We start from the raw sequence: 18,239 nt of genomic DNA on the forward strand, positions 1-18,239 counted from the left end.
CCTCGGATTTCGCCAGATCTACTTTTCTAAATCTCGGTAAGTCCGTCCAACCCGCCCCGTTTTTCTTCCGGACCGCGTCGGGAGGCGCCGTATAAGCTGCCCCGGACTTTCCTGTCAACCACCCTTTTCCCGGGCGACGGAACCGAACCGGCCGAACCGGATCTCGGTGCCTCCGTCGACAGAGCGCGACGCGGAACGGCCCGGAGGCCCTTCGGTGCGGCGCTGGATGATGGACGCTCCCTCACGCACCCGGTCCGGGTCGAGCCTGCGCTCGCGCCCGACAGCGTCGCGATCCGGAAGGATCGGTGCTGGCCGGTAATGCTGAGGAAGTTCCGGCGGACGGCGTGCCGTCGTGACCGGTAAAGCGGATCTAAGGGCCCGAACCGCCTTGCGCAAGGGGCCGAGCGCGGGGCGGCCCCGACCGGGACGCACGGCTCGCGGATCGCGGCCGGCCCGCTCGACGGCCCGCACCCCACCGGTCGACGCGGGTGCTCCCCCCGGCGCTGCGCACGACCCGCACCGCCTGAAACCACTGCGGCGGGTGCGCGAAGAGGCGTGATCGCGGTTGATCCTGAGGGACTCGATGACGCTGCTGCACGATCTCACGGGTGCGTCCCCCGGCATGACCGGGACCGCCCTGCTCCTGCGCCTCTCCGCCATCGGCGCGGCCCTGGCCGGGACCGCCGGCACCTTCGCGTATGCCGGCGGCTGGCTCTCGCCCGGCCAGCTCACGCCGGCCCGGATCATCGACCGGTTCGAGCAGGTGAACGGACCGCATCCCGGCTTCCGGCGCAACCACGCCAAGGGGATGTGCGTCGCGGGCCGCTTCACGGGCAACGGCGCGGGCGCGCGCCTCTCGAAGGCGGGCGTGTTCGCGGCGGGACGCGTGACGCCGGTCGAGGGGCGGGTGGCGCTGGCCGGCGGTCAGCCCTACGCGGCCGACGCCGCCGCCACCGTGCGCAGCCTCGCCCTGCGCTTCCGGCTGCCGGACGGCGAAGAGTGGCGCACCGGCATGAACAACATCCCGGTCTTTCCGGTGCGCACACCCGAGGCCTTCTACGCGCAGCTCCTCGCGGCCAAGCCCGATCCGGCCACCGGCAAGCCGGATCCGGAGCGCCTGAAGGCCTTCTTCGCGGACTATCCGGAGAGCGCGAAGGCCGCCGCGCTGATCAAGGCCCGGACCGTGACCGCGGGCTTCGCCGACAGCACCTACTGGAGCCTGAACGCCTTCCGGTTCGTCGCCGCGGACGGCGCCGCCCGGCCGGTGCGCTGGGCCCTCGTCCCCGACCCGGGACCGGCGGTCGAGGCCGCGCCGGGCGGCGCGAACGCCCTGTTCGACGCGCTCGCCGCGCAGCTGGCCCAGGGCCCCCGGCACTGGCACCTGATCGTCACGCTCGGCCAGGCCGGCGACCCGACCGCCGACGCGACGCGGCCCTGGCCGGCCGACCGCGAGACGGTGGATGTCGGCACCCTGACGCTCACGGCGGCGACACCGGAGGCCGCCGCCAGCTGCCGCGACGTCAACTTCGATCCGCTGGTGCTGCCGGACGGCATCGCGCCGAGCGACGACCCGCTGCTGAGCGCCCGGTCGGCGGCCTACGCGCGATCCGTCACCCGCCGGTCCGGCGAGGCCAAGACCCCGAGCGCCGTCACCGGCGCCGCGATCCACGGAGCCGCCCTGTGACCGAGCCCGACCGCTTCGACCGGCCCGCGCGCCTTCTCCACTGGACCATGGCGGCGCTGATCCTGGCCATGCTGCTGATCGGCGTCGCCATGGTGGCGTCGCTCGCCGAGTACGGAGCCCTCGTGGCCCTGCACCGGCCGCTCGGGATCCTGATCCTGGTCCTCGCCGGGCTCCGACTCGCCTATCGCTGGCGCCACGCCCCGCCGCCCCTGCCGGCCGATCTTCCGGGCTGGCAGAAGCGCGCGGCCCACGCCTCGCACATCCTGCTCTACGGGCTGATGCTGGCCATGCCGCTGATCGGCTGGGCGATGCTGTCGGCGGCGCGCTACCCCGTCATCCTCGCCGGTTCGGTCGTCCTGCCGCCGATCCTGCCGCAGGACCCGATGCTGTACGCGGCCCTGCGCCGGCTCCACACCGCGCTGGCCTACGGGCTGTTCGCCCTGATCCTCGCGCATCTGGCGGCGGCGCTGCTGCACGCGCTGATCCGCCGGGACGGGGTCTTCGCCAGCATGGTGCCCTGGCGGTCGACACCGGCGAGGACCACCGAGCCGCCGAAACGACCCTCTCGTTCTCTTGAAAGTCTGATCCGTTCTCCATAAAGAACGCTCGCCCGATCTGGTCGGACGGGACGGGCGATCTCTGCGTGGAGGACGAGGCGATGTCAGAGGGATTAGCGGCGCGTACCGTCGCGGCGGCCAACGGCGTGGCCCAGGACGCGGCCTTCGGTGCGGTGATCGCGCCGATCCACCTGTCGACGACCTTCAAATTCCCGGCCTTCGAGCAGCCCGGCCCCTACGATTACTCGCGCCTGGGCAACCCGACCCGGGACGCGCTGGCCGACACGATCGCCAAGCTCGAGGGCGGCGCCCGCGCCGTCCTGGTGGCGAGCGGCATGGCGGCCCTCGACCTCGCCCTGTCGAGCCTGCGGCCCGGCGATCTCCTGGTCGCGCCGCACGATTGCTACGGCGGAACGCACCGCCTGCTCAGCTTCCGCGCGGAGCGGGGCCATTACCGCGTCGCCTTCGTCGACCAGACCGATCCGGACGCGCTGGCGGCGGCCCTGGCCCAGGGACCGAAGGTCGTGCTGATCGAGACCCCGAGCAACCCGCTGATGCGCGTGGTCGATGTCCGGCGGATCACCGCGGACGCGAAGGCGGCCGGCGCGCTGGCGGTGGTGGACAACACCTTCCTGTCGCCCGCCCTGCAGCAGCCGATCGCCCTCGGGGCGGATCTCGTCGTCCACTCCACCACCAAGTTCCTGAACGGTCATTCCGACGTGATCGGCGGGGCCGTGATCGCCGCCGACAAGGCGATGGGCGAGGACCTCGCCGCCTGGGCGAACACGATCGGCGTCACCGGCTCGCCCCTCGACGCCTACCTGACGCTCCGCGGCCTGCGCACCCTGTTCGTCCGGGTGGAGCAGCAGCAGCGCAACGCAGCAGCCCTGGCGGCCTTCCTCGACGCCCATCCGGCGGTGGCCCGGGTCCACTATCCGGGCCTGCCGACGCATCCGGGGCACGCCCTGGCCAAGGCGCAGCAGGCGGGCTTCGGGGCGATGCTGAGCTTCGAGCTGGCCGGCGGCCGCGACGCGGTGAGGACCTTCGTGGAGGCCCTGCGGGTGTTCACGCTGGCCGAGTCGCTCGGCGGCGTCGAGAGCCTGATCGCCCATCCGCCGACCATGACGCACGCGGCGATGGACCCGGAGGCCCGCGCCATCGCGGGCATCACCGACGGGCTGCTGCGCCTGTCGGTCGGCCTGGAGGCGGAGGCCGACCTGCTGGCCGACCTGTCGCGGGCCTTCCGGGCCCTGGACGGCTGAGCCGGCCGGTCACTCCTCCTCGACCACGCTGAACCCGGACTCGTCCTCGACCACCCGGAAACGGGCGCGCTGCACGGTCCGGGAGCGCTCGGCCGCCTCGTCGCGGCACTTGTCGAGATGGGCGGCGCGGTTGACCACCCGCAGGTTCGGCGCGCCCCAGTAGCCGAGGAGCTCCGGCCAGGGCGCGTCGCGGTGCTCGCGCCAGACCCGGTAGAGCGGCAGCAGGTGGTCGACCTCGGCGGTCTTCAGCAGGCGCTTGCCGGTGGTGGTGCAGCGGTGGCGCTGGCGGAGCTTGAGCGCCCGGACCTGGGCGTGCGGCGCGATCCAGAACTTCCACGCCGCGACACAGGCCGCGTGCCAGCCGGCATTGGTGTTGGGCGCGCCGCGCCCCCAGAGATCCCGGTGCCAGCCGAACCGGTAGACCGGCTGGCCGCAGATGCAGCAGGCGCCCCGCCCGCGGGCGAAGGCCGGATCGCGGAACGGCGCGGGCGGCGTGCGGAAGCTCCCGGCCCGCCCCTCGGCCCCGATCTGCCACGCCCAGCCCTCCGGCGTGCCGGAGCGGGCCGCCAGCGCCCGGGCGAGCCGGTCGGCCCGGAGGATGTGGTTGCGCCAGTAGCTCTCGACGGCGAGCCGCGGCGTCGGCGGGATCAGGGGCCGCGCGAGGGCGTGCTGCAGGACCGGCGCCGGGAAGATGGCCGGCAGGGCCTTCTCTAGCCGCGCCCGGGCCTGCACGTTGCGGAGGGTGCGCCAGCTCGATGTGGTCATGGTGGACCGGTGGTAACCCGGCCGGCGCCGCGCCGCGACGGCGCCGCTGCAACAGCTCGCCGGTCCCGCGCGGCCGCCCCTCAGGGTTAAGAAAATGTTTCCCGTGAAACATCGCGCCGCCCGACTGGCCCGGCGCGGCCGCGCCGGTCCGGCTCAGAGATCCACCGCCATCGACAGGAGGTAGGTGCGCGGCGCCCCCTGGAAGAAGGTGCCGAACGAGGCGACCCCGGTCCAGTACCGCGCGTCGGTCACGTTGAGGATGCTGGCCCGGAAGGTCGTCGGCCGCTCGGCGACGCGGGTCGTGTAGCGCAGGCCGAGGTCGAGGCGCGCCCAGTCCGGCAGGGCCTGGGTGTTCGCGAGGTCGACGAACTGCCGCCCGGTATAGATGACCGCGCCGTTGAGGGTCAGGCCGGGCAGCCCGGGCAGGTCCCACTCGGCCCCCAGGCTCGCCTGGACCTCCGGCACGCCGATCGGCCGGTGCCCGCGATTGGCGGCGAGCGCCGTCCGGACGAGGCGTCCGTCCAGCAGGGTCACGCCGCCGACCACCCGCACCTGCGGGGTGATCTCGCCGAACAGGCTCAGCTCGAGCCCGCCGACGCGCTGCTCGGCGGTCGCCGCGAAGCGCCCCTGCGGGCCGAGCTCGCCCGCGGGCTTCGTGATCCGGAAGGCGCCGAGCGTGGCGCCGAACCGGCCGAGATCGAGCTTCACGCCCGCCTCGACCTGTCGGGCCACGTAGGGCTCCAGGATCGTGCCGGAATTGGTCGCCACCGCCGGGGCCACGTCGCCGCGGCTCAGGCCCTCGATATAGTTGCCGTAGAGCGAGACCGAGTCCCAGGGTCGCACCACGAGGCCGACCATCGGGGTCGTGGCGCTCCTGTCGTAGGACGAGGTGAGCGTGCCGACATTCGATAGGTAGTTGTGCGCCTCCACGCGCTGGCGGCGCACGCCCAGGGTCAGCAGGATCCGCTCGTCGAGGGCCGACAGCGTGTCGGCCACCGCGATCCCCGACAGGGTGCTGTCGGACAGGCGGGGCCGGCCCACGCCGTAGATCGGCGCGATGTACGGGACGAGGGCCGGCGCGTAGAGGTTCGACAGGTAGGCGCCCCGGCCGGGCGAGAACCGCCGTCCCGTCGCCTCGTCGTACACGGAGCCCTGCACCGTCAGGGCGTGCCGGATGAAGCCGGTCTCGAACCGGGCCCGGACGCCACCGTCGTAGGTGAGCCGGTCGACGCCCAGCGCGTAGAATTGCGGCGTGCTGGTCGTGTCGCCGCGGCCATTGAGGATCGTCGGCGCCGACTGGAAGTAGCGCTCCACGCCGGTCTGCCCGCCGCCGACATCCGCGAACAGCGTGACTTGATCGGTCAGGTCGTACTCGGTGCGCAGCAGACCGCCGCGATCGTCGACGTCCGAGTATTCCCAGGGCTGGGTCAGGTTCAGGCGGCCGTCGGGCGCCCGCGGTACGGGCACGCCGGCCCGCAGGAGGAACGGGCGCAGCGGCGCGTTGAAGCGGTCGGTCTGCGCCAGCAGGTAGAGCCACGCGCGGAACCGGTCACCCTGGTAGTCGAGGGCCAGGGCCCCGACGCCGGTCGTCTCGGTCTGGCGGTCGAAGGGCGTGGCGCCGCCGTGCAGGCTGCCGACGACGCGGGCGCCCCATTCCCGCCCAGGCCCCCAGCGGCGGGCGACGTCGACCTGGCTGCCGCCCCAGGCGGACGAGCCGTAATCCAGCGTGACGCGAGTGAGGTCCGCGCCGGCGCGCTTGGGGACGATGTTGACCACGCCGCCGACCGCGCCGTTCGGCGACACTCCCGTGAGGGCGGCGGACGGGCCCTTCAGGACCTCGATGCGCTCCACGTAGTCGGTGAAGATGCGGAAGCTCGGGGCGACGCCGTAGAGCCCGTCGAAGGCGACCTCGCCGCTGGTGTTCTCGTTGGACGGGAAGCCCCGGATGGAGAAGGAGTCGAACGGCGCCCCCGTGGTCTGGGTGGCGCGCACCGACGGGTCGAGGACCAGGGTCTCGGACACCGTCCGCGCCTGCCGGTCCCGGATGAGCGTGTCGGTGTAGCTGGCGATGCTGAAGGGCGCCTTCTGGGTCTCGGTATCGCCGAGGAGGCCGAGGCGCCCGCCCCGCGCCACCTGACCGCCGGCATAGGCCGGGACCGGGCCGCGCGGCGCGGCCGCGCTCGCGACCGACAGCTCGTCGAGCTGGACGTCCCGGCCGGCCCCGGCCTCCTCGGCGCGGGCGGCGTGCGGCCCGGAACCGACGAAGCCCAGCAGGACGGCCATCGGGAGAACCGGCCGGGCCGCGCGCCGCCGGCGCCGGTTCCGCGCGGAAACATGTACTGAAAAGTCGTGGGACTGCATTGTCGTGACGATGGCTCCGAATCACGGAGCAAGGCAGCAAATATCTCTACATGTGTCAAAAATACATTTGGAGTAATTACAACTCTACAGTGCGATCGCATCGCTGATCGAACATTGTCGATAATTATTGTCGTATATACATAGATGTATTTCAGGACGTCGTGTTTATCAATGACGCGACCATCTTCGCGCGATCGGGGCGGCGATTTCACGGAGGGCCGGGCCGCAGCTCGGCCGAGGCGCACGGCCGGGATCATCGGTCCGGACGAGGCCGCCGAGGCCGGACCCGGCCGCGATTTCCCGTGGATCGTGCGCGGCCGGTCGGGCCGCCGGGGCGTTCGACCGCGCGACCACCGGATCCCGACGGGCCCGCGGGAGCGCCGACCGGCGGCCGCGGCGCCGCGATCGGGGCGCCCGGTTGCCAGGGTTGCCCACCCCGCCTAGACGGGCCCGGCGCGAAACGTGCCTGTCACCCCTCCTCTTGTGCAGAGGTCTTCTCCCGTGATCACCGGTCCGTGCCTCATCGTCCAGCCGATCCACGCGGCGGGCCTCGACCGGTTGCGCGCGGCCGGCCTGGAGCCGCGCCCGGCGAGCGGGACCGATCCCGAGACGCTGGCGCGCGAGGTCGCCGACTGCGTCGCCGTCATCACCCGCAACACCGGCTTCCCGGCCCGCGCCATCGCGGCGGCGCCGGCCCTGCGGGTGATCGGGGTGCACGGCACCGGCACCGACCACGTCGCCACGGCCGAGGCGACCGGGGCCGGGATCGTGGTGGTGAACACGCCCGGCGCCAACGCCGTCTCGGTGGCCGAGCAGACGCTGGCGCTGATCTTCGCCCTGGCCAAGGCCCTGCCGGAGGCCGACCGCTCGGTCCGGGCCGGCGACGACAGCTTCAAGTTCACCGCCCGGCTGATCGAGCTCGCCGGCCTGACGCTGGGCCTCGTCGGCTTCGGGGCGATCGGGCAGGCGACCGCCCGGCTCGGCGCCGCCCTGGGCCTGCGGGTGCTGGCCTACGGCCCGAGCCGCCCGGACGCGGACTTCGCCAACGCCGGCGCCCTACGGGCCGCCTCGGTCGACGCGCTCCTGGCGGAATCCGACATCGTCTCCCTGCACGTGCCGCTGACCCCGGGCACACGCGGCCTGATCGGCCGGGACCAGCTCGCCCGGATGAAGCGGGAGGCCTTCCTGATCAACACCAGCCGCGGCGGCCTGATCGACGAGGCGGCCCTGGTGGAGGCGCTGGAGGCGGGCACGATCGCGGGCGCCGGGCTCGACGTCTTCGCCCAGGAGCCGCTGCCGGTCGACCACCCGCTGGCCCGCCAGCCCCGGGCGATCCTGACACCCCATGTCGGCGGCTCCACCGGGGCGGCCCTGATCCGCACCGCCGAGACCGCCGCGACCCGCGTGGTCGACGTCCTCGCCGGCCGGCGGCCGGGCGGGCTGGTCAACCCGGACGTCTGGGAGCGGCGGCGCGAGGTGTGATGGTCTCCCCTCTCCCGTGCGGGAGAGGGTTGGGGTGAGGGACGAGAGGCTTCGGGATCAAGCACCCGATCGACGCGATTCGAGGGGGAGCCTCGTCCGGTGAGGTCACACCCCTCACCCTGTCCCTCTCCCGCACGGGAGAGGGGACCCGCGGCCGATCCTGACGGCGCGGCGGTCGTGGCCGGCCCGGTTCACGGTGTTTCGTCCGGACCGCGACCGCCCGCCGCGCGCCGTGTCATGCAATCGTCGCAGACGGGCCGGAAAGCCACGCGCTGCATCCGAGGCCAGAGAGGGCTCCATGGACTTTCACCGTCGCTTCACGGTCCTGATGTGCGCCCCCGCCTTCGATCCGGACGATCTCGAAGGCGCGCGCGTCAATCAGATCGTGGCAGCCGTGGAGCAGCGCGGCTTCGAGGTGGTGCGCGCCCGGCGGGTCGAGGACGCGGCCATCGCCGTGCAGACCGATGCCGCGGTGGGCTGCCTCGTGGTCGATTGGGGCAAGCGCGGCCTCGACGGCAAGGCCGCCGCCCTCATCGACATGATGCGCAAGCGCGGCCTGGAGATGCCGATCGTCATCATGGTCCGCCGCAAGCGGCTGGAGGACATCCCGGTCGAACTGCTCGATTTCATCGACGGCTACATCTTCCTGGCGGAGGAGACGCCGGAATTCATCGCCCGCGGCCTCGTCAGCCGGGTCACGCAATACGCCCAGACCCTCAAGACGCCGTTCTTCGGCGCGCTCGTCGACTACGCCGAGAAGGGCAACCAGCTCTGGACTTGCCCGGGCCACAACGGCGGCATCTTCTACAACCGGTCGCCGATCGGCCGGATCTTCGTGGAGCACCTGGGGGAAGCGATCTTCCGCGACGATCTCGACAACTCGGTCCTCGACCTCGGCGACCTGCTGACCCACGAGGGCCCGGCGCTGAAGGCCCAGAAGGAGGCCGCGAAGATCTTCGGGGCCGAGAAGACCTACTTCGTCCTCAACGGCACCTCGGCCTCCAACAAGATCGTCCTGTCCTCGCTGATCGCGGAGGACGACCTCGTCCTGTTCGACCGCAACAACCACAAGGCGGCGCATCACGGTGCCCTGTTCCTGGGCGGCGGCATCCCGATCTTTCTGGAAACGGACCGGAACGCCTACGGCCTGATCGGCCCCATGTATCATGAGGCCCTCGACGAGACCCGGATCCGGGAGAAGATCCGCCGGAACCCGCTGGTGACCGATCCCGAGGCGTGGCGCCGGGAGCGGCCGTTCCGCGTCGCGGTGATCGAGCAGTGCACCTACGACGGCACGATCTACGACGCCCAGGAGATCCTGGAGAAGATCGGCCACCTCTGCGACTACATCCTGTTCGACGAGGCCTGGGCGGGCTTCATGAAGTTCCACCCGCTCTACGCCCGCCGCTTCGCCATGGGGCTGACCGGCCTCGACGAGACCTCGCCTGGCATCGTCGCCACGCAATCGACCCACAAGCAGCTCGCGAGCTTCTCCCAGGCCTCGCAGATCCACACCCGGGACGGCCATATCCGCGGCCAGACCCGGCGGGTCGAGCACAAGCGGCTCAACGAGAGCTTCCTGGTCCACGCCTCGACCTCGCCCTTCTACCCGCTCTTCGCCTCCCTCGACGTCGGCGCCCAGATGATGAAGGGCCGCTCCGGGATGATCCTGTGGGACGACACGATCCGGCTCGGGATCGAGTGGCGCAAGAAGGTCCGGGCGATCCGGCGCGAGTTCGAGGAGAACGAGCGCGACCCGGCGCGGCGCTGGTTCTTCGACCCGTTCGTGCCGGACGTGACGGTGAACGCCGACGGCGCCGAGGTGCCGTGGGAGAGCGTGCCGACCGACGAGCTCGCCGCGACGCCGCGCCACTGGGAGCTGAAGCCGGGCGCGCGCTGGCACGGCTTCACCCACGTGGCGCCGGGCTACGCCATCACCGACCCGAACAAGCTCACCGTGCTGACCCCCGGCTTCGACCGGCACACGGGGGCCTACGCCCAGCACGGCGTGCCGGCGCCGATCGTGGCCCAGTACCTGCGTGAGAACCGGATCGTCGCCGAGAAGAACGACCTGAACTCGCTGCTCTTCCTGCTGACCCCGGGGGTGGAATCCTCCAAGGCCGGCACGCTGATCTCGGGCCTCGTCGCCTTCAAGCGGCTCCACGACGACAACGTCCCGCTGGAGGAGGCCATGCCGGAATTCGTCAACCGCCGGCCGAACCGCTACCGGGGCGTGCGCCTGCGCGACCTCTGCGGCGAGTTCCACGCGTTCCACCGGGAGGCCGGCACCTCGACGCTGCAGCGGCGGCAGTTCGCCCCCGAGCACCTGCCCGAGATGGTGATGCCGCCCAAGCGGGCCGCCCAGCTGCTGACGCGCAACAAGGTCGACTACGTGCCGATCGCCGAGGCCGAGGGGCGGATCGCCACCACGCTGATGCTGGTCTATCCCCCGGGCATCGGCACGGTGCTGCCCGGCGAGCGCCTGGACGACCGAGCCAAGCCCATGCTCGACTATTTCAAGATGTTCGAGGCGTCCGCCAACCTGTTCCCGGGCTTCGAGGCCGAGATCCAGGGCGTCTACCGCGAGGTCGACCCGGACGGGCGGATCCGCTTCCACACCTACGTGGCGCGGGAGGGCGCCTGATGGAGATCGAGGCCGAGACGCCCGGCCTGCTCCCGGCCCGGTCCTGCCCCGACATCGTCATCCGCGCCTCCTCGGACGCCGATGTCGAGGCGATGGTGGCGATCTACGAGCACCATATCGGCAAGGGCGTGACCGATGTCAGCGTCGCCGAGGAGGACCGGCTGCTCCCCGACGACCTGAAGCGGCGGCGCAAGACCATGCGCAAGAAGCGCCTGCCGCACCTCGTGGCCGACCGGGACGGCGCGGTGGCGGGCTACGCCTACGCGGTGCCGTTCCGGAAGCGGCCGGCCTACCGCTACACCCTCAAGCACTCGATCTACGTGCATCCCGACCACCTGCACGCGGGGATCGGCCGGCGGCTGCTGCCGGCCCTGATCGAGGCCTGCGCGGCGGGCGGCTACCGCCAGATGATCGGCTACATCGACGCCGAGAACGCGGCCTCCCTGCGGCTCCACGAGGCCTGCGGGTTCGAGCGGGTCGGCTACCTGCGAGCGGTGGGGTTCAAGTACGGCCACTGGTCGGACAGCGTCATGGTCCAGCGCGCGCTGGGAACCGGGTCGGAGGACCGGCCGGGGTAGCGGGCCGGGACCGGGCGGCCTCCGACGCCCGGCCGCCGTCATCGCGAGCGCAGCGAAGCGATCCAGTCGCGCCACGCTCACGGAGGGCGCGCTGCCCTGGGTCGCTTCGCTGTGCTCGCGATGACGGCGCGCGCGACGTCCGAAGGATCCGAACCGAGCCAACCTCAGTGGCCGGCCGCCGGGTTCGGCGTGGCGACGAGGTCGACCTCGACGCCGACCTCGAGCGCCACCCACTGGCCCGAGGCCCAGGCCCCCTGCCCGACGCCGAACTCGGTGCGGACCAGACCGACGCGCCCCGCGGCGTGCGCGGCGCCGCCCTCGAGGGTCAGGTGGAACGGCAGCGTCACGGGCCGGCTCGTGCCGCGGATCGTCAGTGTGCCGACGGCCGCGTAGTCGCCCTGCCCCTTGTCGACGAAGCGGGTCACCTCGAAGCGCGCCTCGCTTCCCGCCTTGACGTCGAACCAGTCCTTCTGCGGCAGGGCCTCGTCGCGCTGGACGTCCCCGGTCCGCGCGCTGGCGAGGTCGACCAGCACGAGCGCGTGCCCCGCCTCGGGCTTGGCGGGGTCGAAATCGATGTCGGCCTTGAACCGCTCGAACCGCCCGGTGAACGGGACGCCGACCTGCACGCCGGAGAACCGGATCGCGCTCCTGGCCGGATCCACCGCCCAATCGGCGGCGGCGGCCGGCAGGGTGACGGCCTGGAGAACCGCCAGCAGGCAGAGGTGACGCGCGTTCATCGGGTCGGCTCCACATTGGGGGCAGTCGACGCCCGGCGCCCCGGCAGCATGCGGCGCAGCACGTCGTCGCGCAGGAGGAGGTGGTGGCGCAGGGCCGCCGCCACGTGGACGACGAGCAGGGCCGCCAGGAACCACGCCCCCAGGGCGTGGACCCGCTTGAGGATCCCCTCGGCGGCGGCGGGATCGGGGACGAGGGCCGCCAGCGGCAGGTGCGGCCAGGGAACGATCCCGTACAGCACCGTCGGGATGTTGAACGGCGACAGCGAGACCACGGCCCAGCCGGTCAGGGGCAGCCCGACGAGCAGCAGGTACAGCAGGTGATGGGCGGCCGCGGCCACCCGGCGCTCCCGCGCCGGCATCCCGGCCGGGTGCGGCGGCGGCCGGTGGGTCAGGCGCCAGAGGACCCGCAGGGCCGTCAGCGCCAGCACGGTGATCCCGACCGACTTGTGCCACTGGTAGAGCTGGAACTGGCGCAGCGGCGCCAGGGCCGCGTGCGTCATGGTCAGGCCGAGGCCGATCAGGACGAGCACGCCCAGCGCGCTCGCCCAGTGCAGCAGGATCGCCACGGCGGAGTACCGCCGCGCGGAAACCCCTCGCGCCATGGCGGATTCTCCCAGGTCAGTCCTGCTTCTCGAAGGCGCCCGCGATGGTGAGGTGAAGCTCGTCGCCGATCAGCGGCACGTAGGTCTTCACCCCGAACTCGGAGCGCTTGAGCGTGCCGGTGGCCTCGAAGCCGACCGTGTACTTCTTGCTCAGCGGGTTCACGCCGGCGCCGACCAGGGTGACGTCGAGGGTCACCGGCTTGGTCACGCCGTGGAGCGTCAGGTCGCCCGTCACCTTCGCGTGGTCCTTGCCGGCCGGCACGACCTTGGTGGACACGAAGGTCATGTCGGGGAACTTGGCGGCGTCGAGCCACTGGTCGCCCTTGAGCTCGTCGGTGAGCTTGGCGCTGGTCGTCGTCACCGAGGCGACCGGGATCTTCACCGAGAGCTTGGCGGCGGCCGGGTTCTTCGGCTGCAGCTCCAGCGTGCCGGACACGTCCGAGAAGCCGCCGGCGTAGTTCGAGAAGCCCATGTGGGAGACGCGCCAGCCGACCTGGGTGTGGCCGGGATCGACCGCGTAGGTGCCGGCCTGGATCTGCGCCGGGTCGCGGGTCGGTGGGGTCTGGGCCAGCGCGGGGGTGGCGACCGGGGCGGCGACCAGCAGGGCCAGCAGGCCGGAGGCGAGAATCGACTTCAAAGGTGTCTCCTGCAGAGCAGACGGCCGAGCGCGATTCGCTGCGCCGCAGCCGCCGTGTAGACCCGTTCACGGCACCGGTTGAGCCTGCTATCCGGAACCCCATGGTTGCGAGAACGGAAACCTTCCGGGGCGGGCTCGACGACGTGCGGGCCTTCTGCGCCGTCGTGGATCTCGGCACGGTGACGGCCGCGGCCGCGACGCTGCAGGAGACCAAGGGCAGCGTCAGCCGTCGGATCTCCCGCTTGGAGCGGGCTCTGGGCGTCCGGCTGATGGCCCGGACCTCCCGGGCGGTCTCGCCGACCGCCGAGGGCCTCGCCTTCTACGCCAAGGCCCAGGAGAGCCTGACGCTCCTCGACGAGGCGACCGAGACCGCCCGCGACGCCCGCACGGTGCCGGCCGGGCACCTGCGGATCACGACCTCGATCGATTTCGGGATCGAGGTGATGCCCGAGATCGTCGCGAGCTTCCGGGCCGCCTACCCGCAGATCACCGTGGAGATGCTCAACACCGACGCGCGCCTCGACCTCGCGGCCAACCGGATCGACCTCGCCCTGCGGCTGGGCGGCGCGGAGGAGACCGGCTACCGCGCGATGGTCCTCGCGACCCTGGCGCTCGCCCTCTACGCCGCCCCCGCCTACCTGGAGCGCCGCCCGGCCCCGACGGACCTCGCGGGCCTGCGCGACCACGACCTGATCCTCGCCCGGGAACGGATCGGCACGGCCGGGCTCACCCTCTCCGACGGGCAGGGCCGCACGGAGCCGCTCTCGCTGAGCCCGGCGATCCGGGTCAGCGACTTCGCGACCGCGCTCCGCCTCACCCTCGCGGGCGCCGGGATCGGCCATCTCCCGAGCCTCGTGGCCGCCCGGGCCGTGGAGGCCGGGCAGATCGTGCGCGTGCTCGGGCCCTGGGCGACCCGCAGCAGCACCTTGCGCGCCGTCACCCTGGCCGGGCGCGAGCTGCCGGCCCGCGTCCAGGTCTTCCGCGAGCATGTCCGGACCGTCCTGGCCTCTCGTGGATGCCCCCGCGACAGCGCGGGATCAGACGGCGAATACAGATAAATAGATTTCTTTATCTGTATATGCGCTCTACAGCGGCCCAACTCGATAAATTTTTACCGGATATCGTAGCGCCCGGTTGAGAGGCTGCGCGCATGCTGCGACGCGGCGGCAAGCTCGGCCGCACGGCCAGGGCCCCGAGGGTCCGGCCCGCAGCGCGTCACGTCTGGATCTCGGTCATGTCCCTCCGCAGCCGGTGCCTGCGCGCCCTCGTGTTCGCTGGGATCCTGGCGCTGATCGGGACAACCATCGGTCTCGGGACGGCCCGGGCCTCGCTGCCGGCCACGACGCGGATCGTGCTGCAGAAGGCGGGCCGGTACATGCCGACCGACCTGTACCTGCGCCTCGGCGACACCATCGCCCTGCGCAACGGCGACGCGCGCCTGACCCACCACGCCTTCATCGAGGCGGACCGGTTCTCGTTCGACGCCGGCACTCAGGAGCCCGGCACCGAGACGCGGTTGACCCTGGCCGAGCCGGGCGATTTCGTCATCCAGTGCGGCATTCATCCGAAGATGAAGCTCACCCTCCACGTCGAGTAGGGCTCCGGGAGCCCCTCAACCGTCGCGGCCGAATCCGAGACCGCGGATGATGTCGCCGATGGGATCGATCTTCTGCGACGGGGCAGCCGCCGGCGCGGGCTGCGGCGCCGCGGCGGTGACGGTCGGCCGGTCGGATTCGGCGGTGCGGACGAGGGCGGCGTGGCGGAGGCGGACCACCCGGTGGACGCCGCGCTCCGTCCCCTTCGCGCGGTGCGCCGCGGTCCTGCGCGGCGGCCCGGCCGGGCGCGCCATCTCGGCGGGGAGCGGGGCAGCCGGCATCGCGGTGTCCGGGACCGCCGCCGCGACCCGCGGCGCCGGGGCGGCTGGCAGGGCGCCCGTGGTCTCCGGCGCGGCGAGCTTGGCCGGCGGGTCGACCCAGGCGCTCCGCGTGACCGGTGCGGCGGCCGGCTTCGAAACCGGTGCGGCGTCCGTCACGGCAGGACGCGCGGGACGCGTCTGCACCTCGTAGTTGCCCGGATGCAGAATATGCGCGGCCGCCACCAGCCCGAATACGGCAACGGCAGTCGTCCCGAGTGTGGAGCGATAGTGTTCCATGGCGGAAAAACGTACCGCCAAGCTCCGGGTTCCGCGCGGTCGAGACGTCGGCGCGCCATCCTCGCGGCGGGTCGGCCGGCGGAAAGAAAAAAGGCCACTCCCGAAGGAGCGGCCCGAAGTCTAGGGAGGAAACGCCCAAGAAGGGCAGCGGGATCGCGACGCCATCGCCATCCCGCAGTGCAAAGATAGGATACCGCATTGCGGCATGCAACGGATCGGGCGCCGCGGAGGCATGCATATGTACCCGGGTCAGACTGCACACCCATGCGAGCTACGCATGGCGCCGCGCCTGCCCACGAGCGGGCCGGGATCACGGGACGCGATGTCCTTCGGGCCGACCTGAAATCGCCTCGCGCGGCGGGTCTAGGCGCCGCCGGACCGGCCGTCCTGGCCGATCAGGCGCTCGACCTCGGCTTCCGCGACGGCGCGCGCCGCGTGCTCGGAGGTGTGCGGGCGGTACGACCCCCGGACCAGCTTGCCGCGGTCGCGGATCGCCCAGGTGAAGCGACCGGGATCATGCCGGCTCGGCCTGACCTCGACCGTGTAGAGATGCCCGCCCGTCGCACCCATGCCGGGAATGTGCGGAGGCGTCCCGCGCCGGGACAGGGGGTGCGACCGTGCGCGGCAGCCCCGTCCTCCGGACCACCGCAGCCCGCGCTGAAGCCGCCCTAGCGTCCCGGCCGGCGCCGGCCCTGAGCCGGTCCGCGCGGTCTCGGGCCGCCCGCCACCCGGTCGTCGCTCGGCCTCCCGTCGCTCTGACCCGGGCCCTCGACCCGGCCCTCGGTCCGGGTCCCGAGCCAGACCACGTGCTTCGGGCCGCTGCCCCGGCCGCTCGCGTGGACGCGCTGCTCGTCGACCGCGAAGCCGGAGCGCTGCAGGCGGCTCTTGAACTTCCGGTCCGGGGCGCCCGACCAGACGCCCAGGATGCCGCCCGGCCGCAGGGCCCAGCGGGCGCGCTTCAGCCCCCAATTGTCGTAGAGCCGGTCGTTCTCCTTGCGCATCAGCCCCTCCGGGCCGTTGTCGACGTCGAGCAGGATCGCGTCGTAGCGCTCCGGTCCGGCCTGGATCAGGCGGTTGACGTCGGCCTCCTGCAGGTCGACCCGCGGATCGTCCAGGCAGCCGGCGAAGACGTGGGCGAGCGGCCCCCGGGCCCAGGCGACCACGGCGGGCACCAGCTCGGCGACCACCACCTGCGCCTGCGGCCCGAGGCCCTCGAGCGCCGCCCGCAGGGTGAAGCCCATGCCGAGGCCACCGATCAGGACCCGGGCGCGGGGCCGGTCCTGGAGCCGCGCGCAGGTCATCGCCGCGAGCGCCACCTCCGAGCCGCTGCGCCGGTTGTTCATCAGCTCGATCGTGTCGGCCATGATGGCGAACTCGTCGCCGCGCCGCATCAGGCGCAGGTCGGTGCCGCCGCCGGGCACGGATCCGGTATCGAGATGAACCCAGGGTATCACGCGCGCGTCCTCGTTTGCCGGCGCCCTGTCGTGCGGGCGGCGGAGGGATCGCGGCGGGAGCGGCGCGGCGCGCGGGCCCGGCCGTGCGCGCCGCGCACCCCCGCCCGGCACCGCGCCTTGCCGCGACCGATTCCGGCGGCGTATCAGCACCTATGGCCAAGCGCATCAAGTCGAGACCGCAGGAGCGGGGCTCCGTTCTGTTCGATATCGTCTTCGCGGACGGGTCCCGGGCCTCGAACCGGCGCGTGCCGGCCGAGATCCTCGGCGGCCTCGACGGCGACGAGCCCGCCCGGCAGCTCATCGCCGAGCAGGAGGAGGAGATCGCCCGCAAGGCCGGGCGGCCGGGGCGCGCGATCGAGAGCCTGACCCGCTCGCCGATCATCAAGCCGAAGCCGGTCGCCTGACCGCGTCGGCCCGGAGCGGTCCGGAACGGCCGAGACCGGCCGTCAGGCGCTCTCGGCCAGCCGGCGCGCGACCTCCTCGCGCAGGGCCTCGTTCATCGCGGCGAACCGGGCCTGCATGCGCGTCCGCAGCCACGGGAACAGGCCGGGGGCGAGCAGGCCCGCGACGGTCTCGGCCTGGACGAGGCGGACGCCGTCGGCGGTCTCGGTGATCCGGACCTCGTGCTCGCCGATGAGCAGGGGCGGCGTCGGGATGCCGCCGCGCCACGTGAGCCGCCGGCCGGGCTCCCAGCAGGTCACCGTCACCTGGCGCGCCCGGTAGGCGCGGCCGTTCAGGGTCCGCTCTAGGCGCCAGCGCGCGCCCTCGCGCAGGCGGCCCTCGGCCTTGCGGATGTACGGGTTCCAGGCCGGGTAGGAATCGAGGTCCGTCAGCACGGACCAGACCAGTCCGGCCCGCGCGGGGATCGCGATCTCCGTGCTGCTGATCCGAGCGCCCGTCATCCGTCCCTCCCGGCGATCCGGCGACCGTTCGCGCCGGCCGCTCCCGCTTTCCGAGAACGCGCACCGCCCGCTCCGCGGTCCAGACCGCGGCGCAGACCGCGGTTCAGCCGGCGAATCCAGCGCGCGGCTCAGACCGCGCCCTCGACCACCTCCAGCGCCCGCAGGATGGCGAAGCCGATCCGCTCGGCCTCGGCCTCCGCGTCGGCGGGGAGCAGCGCCACGGTCTCGACCCCCGGCTCGTCCTCGGGCCCGACCACGATGCGGATGACGTCGCCCTCGACCGCCGACGGGTCATGGATCAGGCCGACCCGGTGGCCGGCCCCCGTGCCGAAGACGCGCAGGGGCGCCTGGGCCGGATCGGGCTCCGGCGCCGGGTTGCGGGGGACGCCGAAGGCGGGGCGGATGACGTTGTCGTCGGACAT

At 72.7% G+C, this 18,239-nt stretch carries 19 protein-coding genes; 9 read left to right on the forward strand and 10 right to left on the reverse strand.

Going from position 1 to position 18,239, the window contains the following annotated elements; all coding sequences use genetic code 11:
• Positions 1 to 583 precede the first annotated feature (583 nt).
• The 3 genes from ACX9MN_RS25410 to metB are packed head-to-tail and all read left to right on the forward strand — an operon-like array spanning position 584 to position 3,503.
• Entirely contained in the window at positions 584 to 1,684 is a 1,101-nt protein-coding gene (locus ACX9MN_RS25410; protein ID WP_489725781.1) for a catalase family peroxidase, read from the forward strand.
• Positions 1,681 to 2,283 (forward strand): cytochrome b, encoded by a 603-nt coding sequence (locus ACX9MN_RS25415; RefSeq protein WP_489725782.1) that lies wholly within the window; start codon positions 1,681 to 1,683, stop codon positions 2,281 to 2,283. Before ACX9MN_RS25410 ends, ACX9MN_RS25415 begins: the two co-directional genes overlap by 4 nt.
• 59 nt (positions 2,284 to 2,342) lie before the next feature.
• Positions 2,343 to 3,503, forward strand: a complete 1,161-nt coding sequence (gene metB, locus ACX9MN_RS25420; RefSeq protein WP_489725783.1) for a cystathionine gamma-synthase — start codon at positions 2,343 to 2,345, stop codon at positions 3,501 to 3,503.
• A gap of 9 nt (positions 3,504 to 3,512) precedes the next feature.
• On the opposite strand, the gene ACX9MN_RS25425 is transcribed toward metB, so the two are convergent.
• Together ACX9MN_RS25425 and ACX9MN_RS25430 are read right to left on the reverse strand one after the other, a co-directional pair.
• A complete protein-coding gene (locus ACX9MN_RS25425) occupies positions 3,513 to 4,268 on the reverse strand; it encodes a hypothetical protein (RefSeq protein ID WP_489725784.1) in 756 nt (251 codons plus the stop codon).
• A 153-nt stretch (positions 4,269 to 4,421) separates the two neighbouring features.
• Positions 4,422 to 6,551 (reverse strand): TonB-dependent receptor, encoded by a 2,130-nt coding sequence (locus ACX9MN_RS25430; RefSeq protein ID WP_489725785.1) that lies wholly within the window; start codon positions 6,549 to 6,551, stop codon positions 4,422 to 4,424.
• A 579-nt stretch (positions 6,552 to 7,130) separates the two neighbouring features.
• Here ACX9MN_RS25430 and ACX9MN_RS25435 point away from each other — a divergent pair.
• From ACX9MN_RS25435 to ACX9MN_RS25445, 3 genes are all read left to right on the forward strand, one after another.
• Entirely contained in the window at positions 7,131 to 8,111 is a 981-nt protein-coding gene (locus tag ACX9MN_RS25435) for a hydroxyacid dehydrogenase (protein ID WP_489725786.1), read from the forward strand.
• Between the two features lie 298 nt (positions 8,112 to 8,409).
• On the forward strand, positions 8,410 to 10,755 hold the full coding sequence (locus ACX9MN_RS25440; RefSeq protein WP_489725787.1) for an Orn/Lys/Arg family decarboxylase: 2,346 nt from the start codon (positions 8,410 to 8,412) through the stop codon (positions 10,753 to 10,755).
• Entirely contained in the window at positions 10,755 to 11,333 is a 579-nt protein-coding gene (locus tag ACX9MN_RS25445; RefSeq protein WP_020093947.1) for a GNAT family N-acetyltransferase, read from the forward strand. The genes ACX9MN_RS25440 and ACX9MN_RS25445 overlap by 1 nt, the downstream gene beginning before the upstream one ends.
• Before the next feature lie 164 nt (positions 11,334 to 11,497).
• Here ACX9MN_RS25445 and ACX9MN_RS25450 read toward each other — a convergent pair whose 3' ends face one another.
• From ACX9MN_RS25450 to ACX9MN_RS25460, 3 genes are read right to left on the reverse strand one after another with little or no spacing between them, the layout of a single operon-like run.
• Complete coding sequence (locus ACX9MN_RS25450) at positions 11,498 to 12,070, reverse strand: YceI family protein (protein ID WP_056533774.1); 573 nt, start codon at positions 12,068 to 12,070, stop codon at positions 11,498 to 11,500.
• Positions 12,067 to 12,672 carry a cytochrome b gene (locus ACX9MN_RS25455; protein WP_482961081.1) on the reverse strand — a complete coding sequence of 202 codons (606 nt, stop codon included), beginning with the start codon at positions 12,670 to 12,672 and terminating at the stop codon, positions 12,067 to 12,069. The genes ACX9MN_RS25450 and ACX9MN_RS25455 overlap by 4 nt, the downstream gene beginning before the upstream one ends.
• A gap of 16 nt (positions 12,673 to 12,688) precedes the next feature.
• Positions 12,689 to 13,309 carry a YceI family protein gene (locus tag ACX9MN_RS25460; protein ID WP_020093950.1) on the reverse strand — a complete coding sequence of 207 codons (621 nt, stop codon included), beginning with the start codon at positions 13,307 to 13,309 and terminating at the stop codon, positions 12,689 to 12,691.
• A 101-nt stretch (positions 13,310 to 13,410) separates the two neighbouring features.
• Between ACX9MN_RS25460 and ACX9MN_RS25465 the strand changes: the two genes are divergently transcribed.
• Positions 13,411 to 14,367: a LysR family transcriptional regulator gene (locus ACX9MN_RS25465; protein ID WP_026605047.1), complete on the forward strand. Its 957-nt coding sequence runs from the start codon at positions 13,411 to 13,413 to the stop codon at positions 14,365 to 14,367.
• Positions 14,368 to 14,543: 176 nt separating this feature from the next.
• The gene (locus tag ACX9MN_RS25470; protein ID WP_091927031.1) at positions 14,544 to 14,906 is read left to right on the forward strand and encodes a cupredoxin domain-containing protein; all 363 of its coding nucleotides are present in this window, start codon (positions 14,544 to 14,546) and stop codon (positions 14,904 to 14,906) included.
• Positions 14,907 to 14,921: 15 nt separating this feature from the next.
• On the opposite strand, the gene ACX9MN_RS25475 is transcribed toward ACX9MN_RS25470, so the two are convergent.
• The 3 genes from ACX9MN_RS25475 to ACX9MN_RS25485 all read right to left on the reverse strand — a co-directional run bounded on the left by ACX9MN_RS25475 (position 14,922) and on the right by ACX9MN_RS25485 (position 16,915).
• Positions 14,922 to 15,341: a hypothetical protein gene (locus tag ACX9MN_RS25475; RefSeq protein WP_489725788.1), complete on the reverse strand. Its 420-nt coding sequence runs from the start codon at positions 15,339 to 15,341 to the stop codon at positions 14,922 to 14,924.
• A gap of 483 nt (positions 15,342 to 15,824) precedes the next feature.
• A complete protein-coding gene (locus ACX9MN_RS25480; protein WP_482961083.1) occupies positions 15,825 to 16,031 on the reverse strand; it encodes a hypothetical protein in 207 nt (68 codons plus the stop codon).
• A 98-nt stretch (positions 16,032 to 16,129) separates the two neighbouring features.
• Positions 16,130 to 16,915, reverse strand: coding sequence for a spermidine synthase (locus ACX9MN_RS25485; protein ID WP_091979037.1), 786 nt, complete (start codon positions 16,913 to 16,915; stop codon positions 16,130 to 16,132).
• A gap of 152 nt (positions 16,916 to 17,067) precedes the next feature.
• On the opposite strand from ACX9MN_RS25485, the gene ACX9MN_RS25490 reads away from it, so the two are divergent.
• Positions 17,068 to 17,319: a hypothetical protein gene (locus ACX9MN_RS25490; protein ID WP_489725789.1), complete on the forward strand. Its 252-nt coding sequence runs from the start codon at positions 17,068 to 17,070 to the stop codon at positions 17,317 to 17,319.
• Between the two features lie 42 nt (positions 17,320 to 17,361).
• Here ACX9MN_RS25490 and ACX9MN_RS25495 read toward each other — a convergent pair whose 3' ends face one another.
• Positions 17,362 to 17,817, reverse strand: a complete 456-nt coding sequence (locus tag ACX9MN_RS25495; protein WP_024828814.1) for an SRPBCC domain-containing protein — start codon at positions 17,815 to 17,817, stop codon at positions 17,362 to 17,364.
• Positions 17,818 to 17,945: 128 nt separating this feature from the next.
• Entirely contained in the window at positions 17,946 to 18,239 is a 294-nt protein-coding gene (locus tag ACX9MN_RS25500; RefSeq protein ID WP_020093957.1) for a hypothetical protein, read from the reverse strand.

It is taken from the genome of Methylobacterium sp. 1A (assembly GCF_058072805.1).

Bases quoted from the DNA above. Each gene is read 5' to 3' on its own strand.
- ACX9MN_RS25490 (WP_489725789.1), top strand. From the start codon at position 17,068: ATGGCCAAGCGCATCAAGTCGAGACCGCAGGAGCGGGGCTCCGTTCTG.
- ACX9MN_RS25430 (WP_489725785.1), bottom strand. From the start codon at position 6,551: ATGGCCGTCCTGCTGGGCTTCGTCGGTTCCGGGCCGCACGCCGCCCGC.
- ACX9MN_RS25445 (WP_020093947.1), top strand. From the start codon at position 10,755: ATGGAGATCGAGGCCGAGACGCCCGGCCTGCTCCCGGCCCGGTCCTGC.
- ACX9MN_RS25480 (WP_482961083.1), bottom strand. From the start codon at position 16,031: ATGGGTGCGACGGGCGGGCATCTCTACACGGTCGAGGTCAGGCCGAGC.
- ACX9MN_RS25470 (WP_091927031.1), top strand. From the start codon at position 14,544: ATGTCCCTCCGCAGCCGGTGCCTGCGCGCCCTCGTGTTCGCTGGGATC.
- ACX9MN_RS25410 (WP_489725781.1), top strand. From the start codon at position 584: ATGACGCTGCTGCACGATCTCACGGGTGCGTCCCCCGGCATGACCGGG.
- ACX9MN_RS25455 (WP_482961081.1), bottom strand. From the start codon at position 12,672: ATGGCGCGAGGGGTTTCCGCGCGGCGGTACTCCGCCGTGGCGATCCTG.
- ACX9MN_RS25450 (WP_056533774.1), bottom strand. From the start codon at position 12,070: ATGAACGCGCGTCACCTCTGCCTGCTGGCGGTTCTCCAGGCCGTCACC.
- ACX9MN_RS25465 (WP_026605047.1), top strand. From the start codon at position 13,411: ATGGTTGCGAGAACGGAAACCTTCCGGGGCGGGCTCGACGACGTGCGG.
- ACX9MN_RS25440 (WP_489725787.1), top strand. From the start codon at position 8,410: ATGGACTTTCACCGTCGCTTCACGGTCCTGATGTGCGCCCCCGCCTTC.
- metB (WP_489725783.1), top strand. From the start codon at position 2,343: ATGTCAGAGGGATTAGCGGCGCGTACCGTCGCGGCGGCCAACGGCGTG.
- ACX9MN_RS25500 (WP_020093957.1), bottom strand. From the start codon at position 18,239: ATGTCCGACGACAACGTCATCCGCCCCGCCTTCGGCGTCCCCCGCAAC.
- ACX9MN_RS25495 (WP_024828814.1), bottom strand. From the start codon at position 17,817: ATGACGGGCGCTCGGATCAGCAGCACGGAGATCGCGATCCCCGCGCGG.
- ACX9MN_RS25425 (WP_489725784.1), bottom strand. From the start codon at position 4,268: ATGACCACATCGAGCTGGCGCACCCTCCGCAACGTGCAGGCCCGGGCG.